Raw genomic sequence first — 17,600 nt, 5'->3', positions numbered from 1 at the left:
AAATTAGGCATTACATTTGTAACGTCAGTAAAAAAACTCAGCAACTTAAAAGCTCAGTAACTTAGCAACTTAAAAAAATGAAAGAACAATTTAAAAAATTTCTGAACGAAGAACAAGATCCAAAAGCGATTGAAAAAATCACTTCGAAACTTACAGATTTATTAATGAAAGGCGAAGAAGTTGGATATATTGCAGTGCAAAAAAAGCCTGCTATTACTGTTTTTCCAGACAGCATTGTATTAACAAACAAGCGTATCATTATCTGTAAGCCTAAAAATTTAGGTCTTTCTATGGATTTTACAGATTACACTTGGGATGATATTGCGAGTACTTTTGTAAAAGAAAACATTTTAGGTTCTGAATTTTCATTTGGTACCAAAACAGATTTGGCTGTTTCTATTGATTATATTCCAAAAATTCAGGCTAGAAAAATTTATACTTACGCTAAAGAGCAATTGGATTTATTGAAAAATCCAGTTTCGACTGCTGCACCAATTCAAGAAACTGTTGAACCAGAATACGAAGACGAAGCTGAAGAAGTTGAAGAAGTAGAAACTGAAGAAGTAACTAGTTTTGCTGAAATTTTGCCTTCTGCACCAGCTTTTACAGAAACAACTTATGAGCCGCTTCCAACACAGCCAGCTGGAGAACGTAAATTAAGTGACTTATCTAAAGAGGAACTTTTTGATAAATTACAGAATTACAAAAAACTCCTTGATAACGGATTGATCATGCAGGGAGAGTACGATGCTTATAAAAAAGAGATTTTAAGTTATATGTAAAATGTACTTTGTGAGAAGTGAAATGACTTCTTACTGAAAATAAAAAAGTCTTAAGTTCATTAGAGCTTAAGACTTTTTACATTTTACAGATTACATTTTACAGATTACATTTTACAAAGTCGCTTTCTGCTTTTCTACAAATTTATGGGACTGCAGTTCTAGTAACTCTTTTGCATTTTTACGTTGCAAATCGTAAAGATTTTTATCTTCGGCAATATCTGCATAAACTTTATCGTGCATTTCGGCGCTTGTTTTCACTAGCAGTTCACGTTGGTATTTATTTTGTGCCAAAGTGGCTTTCATTGCTGTTTCGGCTTCTTCTTGTTTGAAATCGAATTCACCTTTTGGAGCTAATAATTTGGCTATAATTGGAGAAGTTTCAATTGCTAAAAACAACAGCATTATAAAAAATGAGGGAAGCCAAGGCAGTTTATTCAACGCATTAATACGCGCCATTAAGCCGTCGAAACCTTCAATTATAGGCTGAGTCTGAGAGACTTTTTTATCTAAATCGGCTTGAAGTTTTACACCTGCTTTTTCTTTTTCAGCGATTTTTGCTTCGTTTGCTGTTTTTAAAGTTTCAAATTCTTTTAAAGATGCATCGTGTTTCTCACGTTTTTCTTTATAAACTGGACCTTTTCCTAACGTTTTAGTTCCAGCAGTTCCTTCTGCTTCTGTAATATAAGTAGAATATAAAGCATTTACTTCTTTCTCTTTCTTTACAATATCTGCTTTTAAAGCTGCAATCTCAGCCTTATTTTTATCTAAATCCGTTTTGAAATACGTTCCAATTTGTTTTTTGTTGGCCAACTCCATTTCGTTTTTCTCTTTCAACAAAACAGTATTGATTTCTTTTTCGAATATTTTAATTTCCAAAGGTTTAGAAATTACGATTGCAATAATAACAGCCAATATAATTCGTGGAGTCGCTTGTAGAAATTCGTCTAAAAACCGATCTCTTTTCTTAATTGTAGAAACGATAAATCGGTCTAAATTAAAAATCAATAAACTCCATACAAATCCGAAAATTAAAGCGGGATAAATAGAATCGAAAACGGTAAAAAGCGCATAAGCACTGGCTAAGAAAGCCATAACTGCCGTAAAAAATACAGTGGCGCCAATACCAACATATTTAGTTTGTTCGCCTTCTGAGCAGTCTTTCAAGAGGTCTCGGTCGACTCCTGAACATAGGATAAAAAATTGTTTTAACATGATTGATGATTTTTGATTGTGATTGATATGGCAAATTTAGCGCCAAAAATTTAATTCTCAGACAAATAGTTGATTTGTTTTCACTTAACGCCACTAAATTCCTTTTTTTATTGAATGTTATTTTAACATTAATATATTTCTAATGTTGGGTAGGAATCATAACACTATGTTAATTTTTTTTCAAGGGTTTAGTAATACAAGGGCTTTAGCTTCGCAACCAAAATCAAACTAAACACACACAATGAAAAAATTTTTAGTATTAACACTCTTTTTATTATCTCTAACGGGTTTTGCCCAAAAGGCGATTATATCTGGAAAGATATTAGACGCTGATGACAAACTGCCTCTTCCTGGAGCTATGATTCAAATAGTTGGCGAAAAAAAATATACCGTTTCTGATTATAACGGTCGTTTTGAGTTATTGAATATTAATGAGGGGAGCTATAAAGTTGAAGTAAAATATATCGGATATACTTCTTTAACTCAAGAAATAAAAGTTGAACAAGGAAAAAACAATGTAATCGATTTTGCTCTTAAAACCTCTGGAACTGAACTGAATGAAGTTATTGTTGGAGACATCTTAAAAGGTCAGGCGAAAGCATTAAATCAGCAAAAAAACAATAAAAATATTGGAAACGTAATTTCCTCTGATCAAATGGGACGTTTTCCTGATGCTAACGTTGGAGACGCTTTAAAACGTGTTCCTGGTATTACCATGCAGAATGATCAAGGTGAAGCTCGTAACATTATTATTAGAGGTTTAGCTCCATCTTTGAATTCTGTAACTTTAAATGGCGACCGTATTCCGTCTGCAGAAGGAGATAACAGAAATGTGCAAATGGACTTAATTCCGTCTGATATGATTTCTACAATTGAAGTAAACAAAACGCTAACATCTGACATGGATGCAGACGCGATTGGAGGTTCTGTAAACTTAATTACTAGAGCAACTCCAAATGGCGAAAGAATTTCTGCAACACTTGCCGGAGGATATTTGCCAATTCGTGACCACGCTTCTTACACTGCTGGTTTTGTATATGGTAATCGCTTTTTTGATAATAAATTAGGAGCCGTTTTCAGTGGTTCTTATAACAATGTTGATTACGGATCTGATAATATCGAAAACGAATGGGTAAAAGATGATTTTGGAAATGAATACCTACAAGCTTCAGAAATTAGAAAATATGATGTACAGCGTATTCGCCGCAGCGGATCTATTGCTTTAGATTACAAATTTGACGAAAACAACACCATTTTTGCTAATGCAATTTACAACTGGAGAGACGATAGAGAAAACCGTTTCAGAACAACTTATGATGATATTGAACCTATTTACGATGGCGAAACTATTACAGGATTTGAAGGTCGTGTAAAACGTCAGACAAAAGGTGGTCTTGATAACAACCGAAACAAAAACCGAAGATTAGAAGATCAAAGAGTTCAAAATTATTCGATTCGTGGAGAACACTTAATCAATTCTACATTAGATTTAGACTGGTCTGCAAACTACGCAAAAGCTAGAGAATACCGTCCAGGTGAGCGTTATATCGAATACCGTCAAAAAGGTTTAGAAATGTTTGAAGATTTATCTAATCCAAGATTTCCATTAATGACAACTGTTGGCGAATCAACAGACGAATTTAAATTTGATTCTGTTACTGAAAATACAGATGAAACAAGTGAAAGCGAATTTGGTGCAAAAGTTAATATCCGTTTTCCTTTTTCTGTAATTGCAGGTGAAAAAGGAAGATTGAGAACGGGTCTTAGACTTCGTTTAAAAGAGAAAGAAAGAAATAATATGTTCTATTCTTATACTCCAATTAACGACGATATGGAGTTATTATCACAAGTTCCAACATCTTATTATGATGGAAACGGATTTAATCCAGGAAGTAAATATGTGCCAGGAACTTTCGCTTCAGCTTCTTTCTTAGGAAGTTTAGATTTAAACAATGCTGCTTTATTCGAAAAAGAAGCAGATCCAGCAGAATATTTAGCAGTAAACTATAATGCTAAAGAAAGAATTACTGCTGCGTATGTAAGATGGGATCAGGATTTTAATGATAAACTTTCTATGGTTTTAGGTTTCCGTGTGGAGAATACTCACATTGATTATACAGGAAACCGTGTATTGGACGAAGAAGAATTAGAGAGCAAAATCAACAATACAAACTCTTATACCAATCTTTTACCAAGTATTTCATTCCAATACAATGCGACAAAAGATTTGATTTTAAGAGCTGCTGCAACCACTGCTTTAGCACGACCAAATTATTATGCATTAGCTCCTTATGTAAATAACATTGCTGCAGACAAAGAAATTACAGCTGGAAATCCTGATCTTGATGCTACTTATTCATACAATTATGATTTCATGGCAGAGAACTATTTCAAATCTGTTGGTTTGATTTCTGGAGGTGTTTTCTACAAAAGATTAAATGATTTTATATACAACTACAGCGACAATCAATATACTGATGCTAAATTTGCGACGGATTTTCCAAATCAAGTAAATCCAATTCCAGCGGGCGAAAACTGGTCATTTTTACAATCAAGAAACGGAGACACTGTTGATGTTTACGGATTCGAAGTTGCTTTCCAGCGTCAGTTAGATTTCCTTCCTGGTAAATTCTTAAAAGGTTTTGGTATCTATTTAAACTATACTTACACAAAATCTAAAGCTAAAGGAATTGCAGATGAGGATGGAAATGAAAGAAACGACATTAGTCTTCCAGGAACAACTCCTCATATGTTTAACGGATCTTTATCTTGGGAAAACAAACGTTTCTCTGCTAGAATCTCAACAAACTTTACATCTGATTATTTAGATGAATTAGGTTCTGAGTCTTATAAAGACAGTTACTATGACAAGCAGTTTTTCTTAGATGCAAACGCTTCTTATAAAATTACTCCAAAACTTCGCTTTTTTGCAGAAGCTAATAACTTAACCAATCAGCCGTTACGTTACTACCAAGGAGTTGCTGCTCATACGAAACAAGCAGAATACTATCAAGCTCGTTACAATTTCGGATTGAAATTAGACTTGTAAAATCAATACTAAAACTACTAAATTAGACAGGACTTAGCGGTTCTGTCTAATTCATTTAAAATAAAATACCAAAATGAAAAATAAATCGATACTTGCTTTTTTACTTTTAAGCCTTGCTTTTACAGCTTGTAAAGACGATAAATTAGCTCCTATTCAACCAAATGCCGTAAAACCAACAAATGTTACCGAAGCATTGCCTCATGATACAGACGATCCTTCGATCTGGATTAACCCAAACGATGCGTCAAAAAGTATTATTGTTGGAACTGATAAAGATACCGATGGTGGTTTGTATGCTTTTGATTTGAATGGAAAAATCCTTAAAAAATCAATTCCGTTAAAACGTCCCAACAATGTTGATATCGCTTATGGATTGATCATTGACGGAAAAAAAGTAGATATTGCCGTTACCACAGAACGCGAAAGCAACAAGATTAGAATCTTCAGCCTGCCAAATTTAGAACCGATTGACAATGGCGGAATTCCTGTTTTTGAAGGAGATGCAGAAAGAGATCCAATGGGAGTTGCATTATACACACGTCCAAGTGATCAGAAAATTTTTGCTATTGTAGGAAGAAAAACGGGAGCTTCTGGAAGTTATTTATGGCAGTACGAACTTTCTGGAAACGGAAAATTTGCTGCTGCAAAAGTGGTTCGTAAATTCGGGACTTACAGCGGTAAAAAAGAAATCGAAGCTATAGCAGTTGATAACGAATTAGGATTTGTTTACTATTGCGACGAACAAGCTGGAATTAGAAAATACAAAGCAGATCCAGCTTTAAATGATAATAAAGAACTGGCTTTCTTTGGTCAAAAAGATTTCAAGGCAGATCACGAAGGAATTGCGATTTACAAAAAAACAGATTCTACAGGATATATTTTAGTATCCAACCAGCAGGCCAATTCTTTTATGGTTTACCCAAGAGAAGGTGCCAACGGAAACCCAAACAAACATCCATTGTTAGCTGAAGTTCCAACTTCTACAATTGAATGCGATGGTGCCGATGTTACGAGCGTAAACTTAGGCCCAAAATACAAAAACGGACTTTTCGTAGCGATGAGCAACGGCATGACTTTCCATTATTATGCTTGGGATTTGATCCAAAAACGCATAGACGAGGCTAAAAAATAAAGATTCAGTGTTGATTTGAAATTGCAGTTTTTCAGTACTTTCCTTTAAACTGTGCTGAAAACTGCGTTTCAATGTCTTTAAAAATTACTCATTGTCAGGCTGAGCGAAGTCGAAGCCCAGTTTCCAATTGAAGCGCCCTTCGACTTCGCTCAGGGAGACAAACAAGCAATATCAGACATACACAAAAAACAAAAAAAGCTGTTCATCACTGAACAGCTTTTTTTTAATTTGAATTAACTAATTCCTTTTATTCTGTAATCGGTGCGCCCGCTAAGATTTCAGCGTTTGCAAACTCTTCAAATTTGGCAAAATTAGCTTTGAATTTTTGTGCTAATTCTAATGCTTTTTGATCGTATAAATCTTTGTCTTCCCAAGTATTTCTCGGATTTAAAATCTCTTCTGGAACATTTGGACAAGATTGTGGTTTTGCAATTCCAAATACTTTATGATTCACATACTCTACATTATCCAATTCTCCTTTTAAAGCAGCGGTAATCATGGCACGAGTATATTTCAATTTCATACGGCTTCCAATTCCGTAAGGTCCGCCAGTCCATCCTGTATTGATTAACCAAACTTTTACGCCGGCATCTTTCATTTTTTTGCTCAACATTTCAGCATAACGAGTTGGATGTAAAGGCATAAACGGTGCACCAAAACAAGCTGAAAAATTAGGCTGAGGCTCAGTTACACCAGCTTCTGTTCCAGCAACTTTTGCAGTATAACCAGAAATAAAGTGGTATGCCGCCTGACCTGGGTTTAATCTTGAGATTGGAGGCAGAATTCCGAAAGAATCTGCTGTAAGGAAAAATATATTTTTTGGATTATGTCCAACCAAACCTGGCTGTACATTATCAATATGAGTTATTGGATAACTTACACGAGTATTTTGTGTGATCGAAACATCGTCAAAATCTACTTCGTTTGTTCCTGCTTTAAAAACCACATTTTCTAAAAGCGCTCCTTTTTTGATTGCTCTAAAAATGTCTGGTTCGTTCTCTTCTGTTAAGTTGATTACTTTAGCATAACAACCACCTTCAAAGTTAAAAACAGTATTTTCATTTGTCCAGCCGTGCTCGTCGTCTCCGATTAATTTACGTTCTGGATCTGCAGATAAAGTTGTTTTTCCTGTTCCAGACAATCCGAAGAAAATTGCTGTATCTCCGTCTTCTCCAACATTCGCACTACAGTGCATAGGAAGTGTATTTTTGAAAACTGGAAGTATAAAGTTTAATGCAGAGAAAATTCCTTTTTTCATTTCTCCAGTATAACCTGTTCCTCCAATTAAAGCAATTTTTTTTGTAAAATCTAAGATAGCAAAATTAGATTGGCGTGTTCCGTCTACAGCAGGATCTGCCATAAAACTTGGTGCACAAACTACTGTCCATTCTGGAGTAAAATTAGCCAGTTCCGATTCTTCTAGTCTTAAAAACATATTGTAACAGAACAAATTTGACCAAGCTGTTTCGGTTACAACACGAACATTTAATCTATAATTTGGATCAGAGCAAACATAAGAATCGCGAACAAAAACTTCTTTGTCTGATAAAAATGCTGTTACTTTATTATATAGCTTTTCAAAAGCTTGAGGTTCAAACGGGATATTTACATTTCCCCACCAAACTTGATCCTTTGTAATATCATCTTTTACAATGAAACGATCTTGTGGAGAACGACCTGTAAATTCACCTGTATTAATTGCCAACGCTCCGGTAGAATTCTCAACACCTTGTCCTGACTGCAAAGTAATCGCATGTAATTCATCTGCAGATAGTTGATAACGAACTTTTGCATTTTCAATTCCTAATTCTTTTAACGAAATCGATTGCGCGAAAACTGTGTTAGTGTCCATAAATTTTAAGTTGTGTGTGATATTTATTTCAGAAGCAAAATTACAGATTAATTCTTATTCCTTTTAAAATAATTAAATTTCACTTTGATTTATACGAAAAAAGAGAAATTTCACTTTAAAAATTACAAAAAGAAAAAAATAACTGCTCCTAATTTGTTTATTTACAACCTTATGAGTGAATTTGTTATATTATTTTAGTTTTACAACAGAAAATAGAAAAAATTCACATAACTAAAGTTATATGTTATTTATGAGACAAAATTAAAGATTAATTCTTAGACAGAATTTTTTTTTCGGGATTTTATGATTTTCGCTTCAAAATCGTAAAGAATAATAGCGTCCAAGCAATAATTAATAGAAAACCACCCAAAGGAGTTGCGAATACTATAATTTTAAAATCAAATAAAGTATAGTCTTTTGTAGCCAATAAATAAATCGAACCGCTAAAAAGAACTACTCCAGCAACTACTAAATTATAGATGGCTTTTAATGTTTTTTCTGCAATATCTTTTTGAGTAGATAAAAACAACAGAAAAAGAGCGTGGTACATTTGGTAGCGAACACCAACTTCAAAAGTATTTAATTGATCAACCGAAAGATATTTTTTTAATAAATGAGCTCCAAAAGCACCCAAAATAATAGCTAACATACCTATAAAAGCTCCAGTAAGAACAATTCTTCGTTTCATGATTTATATCTTTTGAAATTTGAAACAAAAATACTTCAAACAAACCAAAAAACCGCTTTAGTTTCTCGATTATTTAGAATAGAATAACATTATTTTTTCACTCAAAACAAAAAATAAAAATTAACTTTATTTAATTAAAATTGTTATAATTGTAACATTTTAATATATTTGTGTTAAATATTTAAAGCATGAGAAACGTTTTAATAATTGGAGCAGGAAGATCTGCATCTTCTTTGATTCGATATTTGTTGTCAAAATCTAACGAAGAAAAACTGCATTTAACTGTAGCAGACCTTTCATTGAATTTAGCGAAAGCAAAGACACAAAATCATCCGAATGCTACTCCGCTTGCCTTAGATATTTTTAATGCCGAAGAAAGAAAAAAAGCTATTGCCAATGCTTCGATTGTGATTTCGATGCTGCCTGCACATCTTCATATCGAAATTGCAAAAGACTGCCTGGAATTCAAAAAACATTTGGTTACTGCGTCTTATATAAGTGATGCCATGCAGGCTTTGAACGAAGAAGCTCAAAAAAACAATTTAATTTTCATGAACGAAATTGGTCTTGATCCAGGAATCGATCATATGAGCGCCATGAAGGTTATTGATGAAATTCGATCAAAAGGCGGAAAAATGCTATTATTTGAATCTTTCTGCGGCGGACTTGTAGCTCCTGAATCTGATAATAATTTATGGAATTATAAATTTACCTGGGCGCCTCGAAATGTGGTTTTGGCGGGGCAAGGCGGCGCAGCCAAATTTATTCAAGAAGGAACTTATAAGTATATTCCGTACAGTGCTTTATTTAGGAGAACTGAATTTCTAGAAGTTGAGGGCTACGGGAAATTTGAAGCTTATTCGAATCGGGATTCTCTTAAATATAGATCTATTTACGGTCTGGACGATATTCTCACTTTATACAGAGGAACAATTCGACGAGTGGGATATTCTAGAGCTTGGAATATGTTTGTACAACTCGGAATGACAGATGACAGTTATATTATTGAGGATTCTGAAAATATGAGTTATCGTCAGTTTGTGAATTCTTTTCTTCCGTATCACCCGACAGATTCTGTTGAAATCAAAACACGTTTGATTTTAAAAATTGATCAAGACGATATTATGTGGGATAAACTTTTGGAACTGGATTTATTTAACCCACACAAAAAAGTGAATCTGCCTAACGCTACACCTGCACAAATTTTAGAAAAAATCTTAACCGACAGCTGGGCTCTTGAACCAGATGACAAAGATATGATTGTAATGTATCATAAGTTCGGATATGAAATAAACGGAGAAAAGAAACAAATCGATTCTAAAATGGTTTGTACTGGAGAAGACCAGACTTATACTGCTATGGCAAAAACAGTCGGACTTCCGGTTGCCATTGCAACATTATTGATTCTCAATGGAAAAATAACAACTCCCGGAGTACAGCTTCCGATTAAAAAAGAAGTTTACGAGCCTATTTTAAAAGAGTTAGAAGAATATGGTGTAATTTTTAATGAACAAAAAGTACCTTATTTTGGATATAATCCAGATTTATTTTAATCTGGATCTGCATGTTAATTTTTAGATTTTTTAGTTTGTAATTTTATCCGCTTCCAGAAATTGAAGCGGATTTTTTTTGTTTTTTAAGGGACAAAGAAGCAGAGGTTCAGAGGGACAGAGTTTTCTGGTAGACTAATCTTTGGCAAAGTTTAAAACTTTGACAAAGAACTTAGTATCTTAGAATCTTAGCAACTTAGAACCTTAATAAAGAAAGCGTTCTCTCCACTTCTTCCAAATCAATATAAAAATTCTCCTCTTTTTGACTTCCAACAACAAAGCTGTAATTGATATTCTCCATATCTGTAGTATTTTTAATGACAGCACTAAAACGATTTGGAGGTTGAAGGACCAAAACCGAAGCTCCTGACTCAAGAGTCATGAGTCCGTGAAATAAATGACTGCCTTCAATACCTATAAGAATTTTGGCACCAGAACACGCCGAAAGTATTTCTGAAACACTATTCTTGGTAACATCGACAATTTTAAATCCGTATTTTTCTTGGAGTTGTTCGGCGATTTCGATTTCATTCAACATAACCCGGGAAATTCCGGAATTTCGACGCAGGATGAAAACTCCAGGATGTGAAGCTGCGGGATGTGAAGCTGCGGGAAACAAAGACAATAATTTGTTTCTATTAGCAGCGAATCGGGTATGTTTATTTTGATTATTTCCCCAATTATCATCAAAGAAAATAGCATTTTTTAAGTAAGCCGCATTTGTTCGAATTGGATTCATTTCTAAAAATGATTCATATTCAAGCATGTGCGAATAAGGAATAATATTCGAAGTTACTGGAACTCCTTCAGTTGCAGCCAAGGCATAATTAGCACAATCATCGGTCAGCCAAAGTCCAAAATATTGATTGCCTTCTGATGTGCTATAAATTGCAGCATCATTAATTTCTGCTTCTATAATAGCGGGCGGAAAATAATTCATCTTTTTAGAAAGTTGAAAAGAAGGATGAAGTCGGAAATTATGAAGTCCTTTATAAATAAACCCATTCATCATCCAAGCATCTTTTAGCCTATATGCGCGTGTTGGGGCGTGTTCGACAGTAAAACCGCCATGCATTGCAGTATAAGGATCATCGGTATAAGCTGTGCCTGTAATGCGTTCTAACTGACCGTTGAGAAAATAAGCTTTTGGCGAAACGGTGGTATTTCCAGGAGCAATTTCCCATGATTTTGATGCGAGACTTTCCAAAATTTTTCCTTCCCGAAACATCGAATGAGGTTTTTTTAATCCTCTAAGATATCTCGTGTACCCAATGGGCGAAAATCTAACCTTTTTTTCTATTAAGCCCATTCTTCAATATTAAAGCAACATTAAAATAAAATTAGAAATTTTTAAAACATGGAATTATTTTCATAATACAAACAAAATGAATGATAAAAATAAACAAAATAAGTTAATTTATTTAATAAAAAACAAATGGTAAATTTAAAATTTTAATATTGAAAGTTTAAATTCCAAAAACTAGAACAAAAAAANTTTTTTTTTTAACGCAAAGAGCACAAAGCTTTTTTAAGGTTACGTTTATAAACACAAAGTCCGCAAAGCTACATAATGAAGCTTTGCGAACTTTTTTAATTCTTATCTAAAAAATCTTAGCAAACTTTGCGATAAACCTTAGCGCTCTTTGCGGTTAAAAAAACTATTTAGAAAGTTCCACAAAATACTTGTAAAACAACGGAATAGTTTCAATTCCTTTCAAGTAATTAAAGATTCCGAAATGTTCGTTTGGTGAGTGAATCGCATCAGAATCCAAACCAAATCCCATTAAGATTGTTTTACTTTTTAATTCTTTTTCAAACAAAGCCACAATCGGAATACTTCCTCCAGAACGAACAGGAATTGCAGGAACTCCAAACGTTTCTGTATACGCTTTATTAGCTGCCTGATAACCAATGCTGTCAATTGGCGTTACATAACCTTGACCACCGTGGTGAGGCGTTACTTTTACCGTAACTCCAGCTGGAGCAATGCTTGTAAAATGTTTTGTAAACAATTCTGTAATTTCTTCCCACTCTTGATTTGGAACCAAACGCATTGAGATTTTGGCAAAAGCTTTACTCGCAATAACCGTTTTAGCACCTTCGCCAGTGTAACCGCCCCAGATTCCGTTTACATCTAATGTCGGACGAATTGAGTTTCTTTCGTTGGTTACATATCCTTTTTCGCCGTAAACATCAGCAATGTTCAAAGCATTTTTATATTTTTCTAGACTAAAAGGCGCTTTTGCCATTTCAGCTCTTTCTTCTGCAGATAATTCCTGAACTTTATCGTAGAATCCTGGAATCGTAATATGATTGTTTTCGTCGTGAAGAGAAGCAATCATTTTGGCCAAAATATTAATTGGGTTCGCTACTGCCCCACCGTATAAACCAGAATGCAAATCGCGGTTCGGACCTGTAACTTCTACCTCAACATAACTCAAACCTCTTAAACCAGTCGTAATCGATGGCTGTTGGTTAGAAATCATTCCTGTATCTGAAATCAAGATAACGTCATTTTTCAGTTTTTCCTGATTGCGTTCTACGAACCAAGCCAAACTTGCAGAACCCACTTCTTCCTCACCTTCGATCATGAATTTTACGTTACAAGGCAAAGTATTACTTTGTACCATTAACTCAAGCGCTTTTACGTGCATGTACATCTGACCTTTGTCGTCACAAGCGCCACGCGCGAAGATTGCGCCTTCTGGGTGAATATCTGTAGTTTTAATAACAGGTTCAAAAGGTGGCGAAGTCCATAATTCTAACGGATCTGGCGGCTGCACATCATAGTGTCCGTAAACTAAAACCGTTGGAAGATTTGGATCTATAATTTTCTCTCCGTAGATAATTGGGTAACCTGGAGTATCGCAAGTTTCGACAAAATCGCAGCCTGCTTTTGTTAAACTTTCTTTTACAGCCTCTGCTGTGTCAATAACATCTTGAGAATATGCAGTGTCGGCACTAACCGACGGAATCTTTAATAATTCGATCAATTCATTGATAAACCGATCTTTATGTTGTTGAACGTAGGACTTAATATTTTCCATTTAAATTATTTTTATAGAAACTCAAAAATACAAAAAAGAGAATTAATAATTTTTTTAAAAAAATGCTTTGAAATTTAGAAGTTATGTTTATCTTTGCACCCACAATTGAGCGGATATGGTGAAATTGGTAGACATGCCAGACTTAGGATCTGGTGCCGCAAGGCGTGTAGGTTCGAGTCCTATTATCCGCACTGAAAAAAGCTTCTGAGAAATCAGAAGCTTTTTTGTTTTTGATAAATACCAATTTCACACAATCTTGTCATTTCGAGGAACGAGAAATCCCCACGAGAAGCTCCACAAAGATTGGATATTCGCAACGGATCTACTTGCGAAGATTTCTCCTTACGTCGAAATGACAAACTATATCGCAACCTGCATTATAATTCACCTTGACGAAAGGAGACTCCAGCAAACCGACGGGTGTACAACATGAAAAAAATTAAGAAACAATATCATTTTGTCGATTTGCTGTTTTCGTTTCTCCTTTCGTCGAAATGAAATGATTCTTCTACTTAATCAACATCCAAATAAGGATCCAGAACTTCTGCTAATCTATTCAGCCAATAAAAATTATCTTCGAGATTGTTGAATTCAGTTTCTACTGTTTCGCATCCTCGCATGGAGCATAACGAAAGAATATAATTTACCTCTCGTATAGTTTTCGCCATATCTTTTGGATCGATAACATCAGTAAAAAACGCTTTTAGTCTATTTTCAAGTTCATTCGAAAGTATTTCTGTAGTCATTATCTTATTTTTTATTCGAGGCAAATATAATAATTTGTAGGCATAAATGCCCACATGAACAAATTAAATCTTTCCACTTTTGAAATATGAATATTTCAGAAGAAACTTTTATTATAAATCTAGGCATTCACATTAGACAATTACGTGAAAAGAAAGACTTATCACAGCAAGGTTTAGCTGATGATTCTGGTATTACTAAATCTCAAATAGCAAGAATAGAAACTGCTAAAATTAATACCTCTGTAAAAACCCTTGTAAAAATTGCGAATGCTTTAGATATTGAACCTAAAGAATTGTTTAATTTTCCTTTGAAATAATAATTCGGCTAAAGCCTTTCACCTTCAATCATAAAAAACCTCCAGCTAAAGCGGGAGGCAATTCATCTGATTTATTTATTTTTTTAAGTCTAGTTTGTCATTTCGAGGAACGAGAAATGAAATCATAAAAATTATAAATAAAGACCAAAAATCCTTTTAATCTTAATAATCTGTGGCAAAAACAGAAACTGCTTCAGAAATTTCTTTAAATCTTTTTGTGTTTAGTCTCTAAATATTCTTATTTTTAAAACACCAAAAACCTAATTCTCAAAATTCGCTTGTTTTTAAATCTCAAAAAAACATTTAGAACACATGAGAAAATACAGATTATTAATTATTCTTTTAGGAATTATTGCGGTTTTTTACTTTGCAAGAACAGTTCGAAGCTTTACCGTTAAACAAGAAATCCGAACTCTTAAATCGGAACATTTTATTATTTCTTACAGCGGAATTTATAAAAGTGAGGCTGAAAAAGTCAGCACTCATTTGGAGAACAATTATGCGAAAATAAGAGAAAATCTAAAAGATGTACAACACGACTTGATAAAGGTTTTTGTTTATGGTTCGCAATACAAATTTAATAGCGCTACTGGTTTAAAAGAAAATACAAAAGGCACGAGCCGTGGTCCAAATGAATTTCATTTTGTGTGGACGAATTGGTTTAATTCTATTTTTCCAGACGATCCTCTCAAAACTGCGCTTCATGAATTTACGCACTGCGTTCAACTCAATATATTAATCGACAGGGCAAAAGAAACAATCATCACCCAAGACCGACTTACTTTTGAAAAGGAATTTGGTAAAAAATTTAAAGCCGAATATCCGCGCTGGCTTTGGGAATCGATCAGTATTTTTGAGGCTGGAGAAGTAAATTCGCTAAGCGTAAAATACGCCAAAAGCAAAAACCTGACTTTAGAAGAGCTTAATAAAAGCAATCAGATTTATAATATCGGCTACACAATCATCGAATATATGACCCAAAAATGGGGAAAAGACAGCCTGCCCAAACTAATAGCTTCATTTGGCAGCATCGAAAAAGCACTTAACATAAAACCCGAAGAATTTGAAAAAGGCTGGATTGCTTTTTTGGAGGAAAACTATTGATTCGGCTAAAGCCTTTTTCTTTTCAAACAGAAACCTCCAGCTAAAGCAGGGAGACAATCTATGTAATTTATTTTTTTTTAAAGTCTAGTTCGTCATTTTGATCCCGAGACTTCAGGATCGAATGACAATACTTGGTGGTAATTTGTGATGAGAAACAAAAACACAAAACACTATTAATCAATAAATTAACACTAAAACCAGTTCACCAAAAAGATTTATTCCGTAACTTTGCTAATCCAAAAAAAATCTGCCAAAAACTCTTCTCTTTGCCTATTTGCAGAACAAATTCCCCAAATTTTGTTTCGGTTATAAAATTCGTTTTCAACAACCTAACAATAAACAAAATGGAACCACAACTACAAGAAATTCGGGAACAGCAAAAAGCATCTTGGAACAAATTTTCTCCAGGCTGGAAAAAATGGGATCATGAAATTCTGGATTTTATGAGACCTTTTGCCGATGAAATCATCCGTTCGATAAACCCAAAAGGATCAGACGTAATTCTAGATGTCGCAGCTGGAACTGGCGAACCAGGCTTGAGCATTGCTGCGATGCTTTCTGACGGAAAAGTCGTTATTACTGATCTCGCTGACGATATGCTTACCATTGCCCGCGAAAATGCTTTTAGAAAAGGAATTACAAATGTCGAATTTAAAGCTTGCGATGTAAGCGAACTTCCTTTTTATGACAATACCTTTGATGCGATAAGCTGTCGAATGGGTTTTATGTTTTTTCCTGATATGCTTTTAGCAGCAAAAGAAATGTATCGGGTTCTGAAACCTGGCGGCAAAATCGCAACTGCGGTCTGGAGCGGACCTGAGAAAAATTTCTGGGTCACCGCTGTTGGCGGAACGATTAACAGAAACATGCAGCTCACGCCTCCGCCTCCCGAAGCTCCGGGAATGTTTCGCTGTTCGAAAAGTGGTTTAATAAGCGATATTTTCCAACAGGCTGGGTTTAAAAATACTACCGAAACAGAACTGACTGGCAAATTAAATTGCGGTACTGCAGATGTCTATTGGAATCTGATCACAGAAATTGCCGCGCCTTTTGTCGCCGCACTCAGCAATGCCGATGATGCAATGAGAGAAAAAATCAGACAAGAAGTTTTTACTTTAGTAAATGAAAAATTCCCTGACGGAAATGTTATTATTGATGGAAATGCACTTGTAATTGCTGGAGAGAAATAGTCTTAAAAGTTTTGTCAAGAAAAAACCTTTGTCAAAGTTTAAAACTTTGACAAAGGTCTCTCGTATAGTTTGGAATTTGGAATTTATTTATTGGAATTTAATATTTCAATAATCTTATCCACATTAATTTCACTATAATCATTAATATAAAAATCACATACAGGAAGCTGTTCTTTCGTATGTGTACTCAAAACGCCAACAACTTTCATTCCTGCATTTAATCCCGCTGTAACGCCCGAAAAAGAATCTTCGAAAACCACACAATCAGACGGAGAAACTCCCACACGCTCTGCCGATTTTAGATATACTTCTGGGTTTGGTTTATGAAGTGTTACATCTTCGCTGGACATCATCGAATCCATTTTGTCTGAGATTTTTAAAGCGTTTGCAATCAAATCCAGATTCGCACGCGGCGCCGACGTTGCAACAGCCGTTTTAAATCCGCGAGCTTTTAATTCGTTTAAAAAATCCAAATAATGCGGAATCGTATCTACTTTGTCTTTATAAATTTCGCGAAACATTCCTTCTTTTTCGTCTTCGAGTTTCAGCAGTTCTTCTCCCGCAATTGGGCGCTTGAAGAAATGCGTCATGATATAACTGTTATGTTTTCCGTACATATGTTCTTCGAATTCTTCATTTGTATAAGGAACATTATATTTATCGAAAAACTTTTCAAAAGCGATTACATGATGCGGATTGGTATGCGAAATCACGCCATCCATATCAAAAATTACACATTGCTGTTTCATTTTATATTTTTTGTTTTTTAACGTTTGCAAGATAGGGTAATAAAGGGTTATTTCACAGAGATTCTCGGAGGTTTTTCGCAGAGATTCGCTAAGATTTTTTTTGAATCTCGCAAAGGCGCAGAGTCGCAAAGTTTTTATTTTAAGTAATGATTACAAAGTACTGTTTGTCATTTCGATCCTGA

Annotated in this window: 14 protein-coding genes and 1 tRNA gene; 8 read left to right on the top strand and 7 right to left on the bottom strand. The window is 34.5% G+C overall.

Going from position 1 to position 17,600, the window contains the following annotated elements; all coding sequences use genetic code 11:
• Nucleotides 1-77 precede the first annotated feature (77 nt).
• Entirely contained in the window at nt 78-782 is a 705-nt protein-coding gene (locus ASE40_RS05505; protein WP_057115924.1) for a PH domain-containing protein, read from the top strand.
• Between the two features lie 111 nt (nt 783-893).
• Here ASE40_RS05505 and ASE40_RS05500 read toward each other — a convergent pair whose 3' ends face one another.
• Complete coding sequence (locus ASE40_RS05500; protein ID WP_057115923.1) at nt 894-1,994, bottom strand: DUF4407 domain-containing protein; 1,101 nt, start codon at nt 1,992-1,994, stop codon at nt 894-896.
• A 241-nt stretch (nt 1,995-2,235) separates the two neighbouring features.
• Here ASE40_RS05500 and ASE40_RS05495 point away from each other — a divergent pair, with 241 nt between their 5' ends.
• Both ASE40_RS05495 and ASE40_RS05490 read left to right on the top strand, forming a co-directional pair.
• Nucleotides 2,236-5,043, top strand: coding sequence for a TonB-dependent receptor (locus tag ASE40_RS05495; RefSeq protein ID WP_057115922.1), 2,808 nt, complete (start codon nt 2,236-2,238; stop codon nt 5,041-5,043).
• Between the two features lie 73 nt (nt 5,044-5,116).
• Complete coding sequence (locus tag ASE40_RS05490; RefSeq protein ID WP_057115921.1) at nt 5,117-6,175, top strand: phytase; 1,059 nt, start codon at nt 5,117-5,119, stop codon at nt 6,173-6,175.
• Between the two features lie 247 nt (nt 6,176-6,422).
• On the opposite strand, the gene pckA is transcribed toward ASE40_RS05490, so the two are convergent.
• Complete coding sequence (gene pckA, locus ASE40_RS05485) at nt 6,423-8,027, bottom strand: phosphoenolpyruvate carboxykinase (ATP) (protein WP_057115920.1); 1,605 nt, start codon at nt 8,025-8,027, stop codon at nt 6,423-6,425.
• Nucleotides 8,028-8,328: 301 nt separating this feature from the next.
• Entirely contained in the window at nt 8,329-8,715 is a 387-nt protein-coding gene (locus ASE40_RS05480; RefSeq protein WP_057115919.1) for a DUF423 domain-containing protein, read from the bottom strand.
• 188 nt (nt 8,716-8,903) lie between these two features.
• Here ASE40_RS05480 and ASE40_RS05475 point away from each other — a divergent pair, with 188 nt between their 5' ends.
• Nucleotides 8,904-10,268: a saccharopine dehydrogenase family protein gene (locus ASE40_RS05475; protein ID WP_057115918.1), complete on the top strand. Its 1,365-nt coding sequence runs from the start codon at nt 8,904-8,906 to the stop codon at nt 10,266-10,268.
• Between the two features lie 193 nt (nt 10,269-10,461).
• Here the strand turns inward: ASE40_RS05475 and ASE40_RS05470 are convergent, their stop codons facing one another.
• Complete coding sequence (locus ASE40_RS05470) at nt 10,462-11,574, bottom strand: glycosyltransferase 61 family protein (RefSeq protein ID WP_057115917.1); 1,113 nt, start codon at nt 11,572-11,574, stop codon at nt 10,462-10,464.
• Nucleotides 11,575-11,923: 349 nt separating this feature from the next.
• The gene (locus tag ASE40_RS05465; RefSeq protein WP_057115916.1) at nt 11,924-13,312 is read right to left on the bottom strand and encodes a dipeptidase; all 1,389 of its coding nucleotides are present in this window, start codon (nt 13,310-13,312) and stop codon (nt 11,924-11,926) included.
• Between the two features lie 109 nt (nt 13,313-13,421).
• Between ASE40_RS05465 and ASE40_RS05460 the strand changes: the two genes are divergently transcribed.
• A tRNA-Leu gene (locus ASE40_RS05460) sits at nt 13,422-13,503 on the top strand.
• A 321-nt stretch (nt 13,504-13,824) separates the two neighbouring features.
• On the opposite strand, the gene ASE40_RS05455 is transcribed toward ASE40_RS05460, so the two are convergent.
• Entirely contained in the window at nt 13,825-14,058 is a 234-nt protein-coding gene (locus ASE40_RS05455; protein ID WP_057115915.1) for a hypothetical protein, read from the bottom strand.
• Between the two features lie 86 nt (nt 14,059-14,144).
• On the opposite strand from ASE40_RS05455, the gene ASE40_RS05450 reads away from it, so the two are divergent.
• The 3 genes from ASE40_RS05450 to ASE40_RS05440 all read left to right on the top strand — a co-directional run bounded on the left by ASE40_RS05450 (nt 14,145) and on the right by ASE40_RS05440 (nt 16,669).
• Complete coding sequence (locus tag ASE40_RS05450; protein ID WP_057115914.1) at nt 14,145-14,375, top strand: helix-turn-helix domain-containing protein; 231 nt, start codon at nt 14,145-14,147, stop codon at nt 14,373-14,375.
• Nucleotides 14,376-14,687: 312 nt separating this feature from the next.
• On the top strand, nt 14,688-15,479 hold the full coding sequence (locus tag ASE40_RS05445) for a hypothetical protein (RefSeq protein ID WP_057115913.1): 792 nt from the start codon (nt 14,688-14,690) through the stop codon (nt 15,477-15,479).
• Between the two features lie 344 nt (nt 15,480-15,823).
• Nucleotides 15,824-16,669 carry a class I SAM-dependent methyltransferase gene (locus ASE40_RS05440; RefSeq protein WP_057116003.1) on the top strand — a complete coding sequence of 282 codons (846 nt, stop codon included), beginning with the start codon at nt 15,824-15,826 and terminating at the stop codon, nt 16,667-16,669.
• 83 nt (nt 16,670-16,752) lie between these two features.
• On the opposite strand, the gene ASE40_RS05435 is transcribed toward ASE40_RS05440, so the two are convergent.
• Nucleotides 16,753-17,418: an HAD family hydrolase gene (locus tag ASE40_RS05435; protein ID WP_057115912.1), complete on the bottom strand. Its 666-nt coding sequence runs from the start codon at nt 17,416-17,418 to the stop codon at nt 16,753-16,755.
• Nucleotides 17,419-17,600: the final 182 nt, after the last annotated feature.

The organism is Flavobacterium sp. Root935 (assembly GCF_001429295.1).
Lineage (GTDB): Bacteria > Bacteroidota > Bacteroidia > Flavobacteriales > Flavobacteriaceae > Flavobacterium.
The sequence above is the reverse complement of the archived record's forward strand: the minus strand, read 5'-3'. Positions and strand labels throughout refer to the sequence as shown.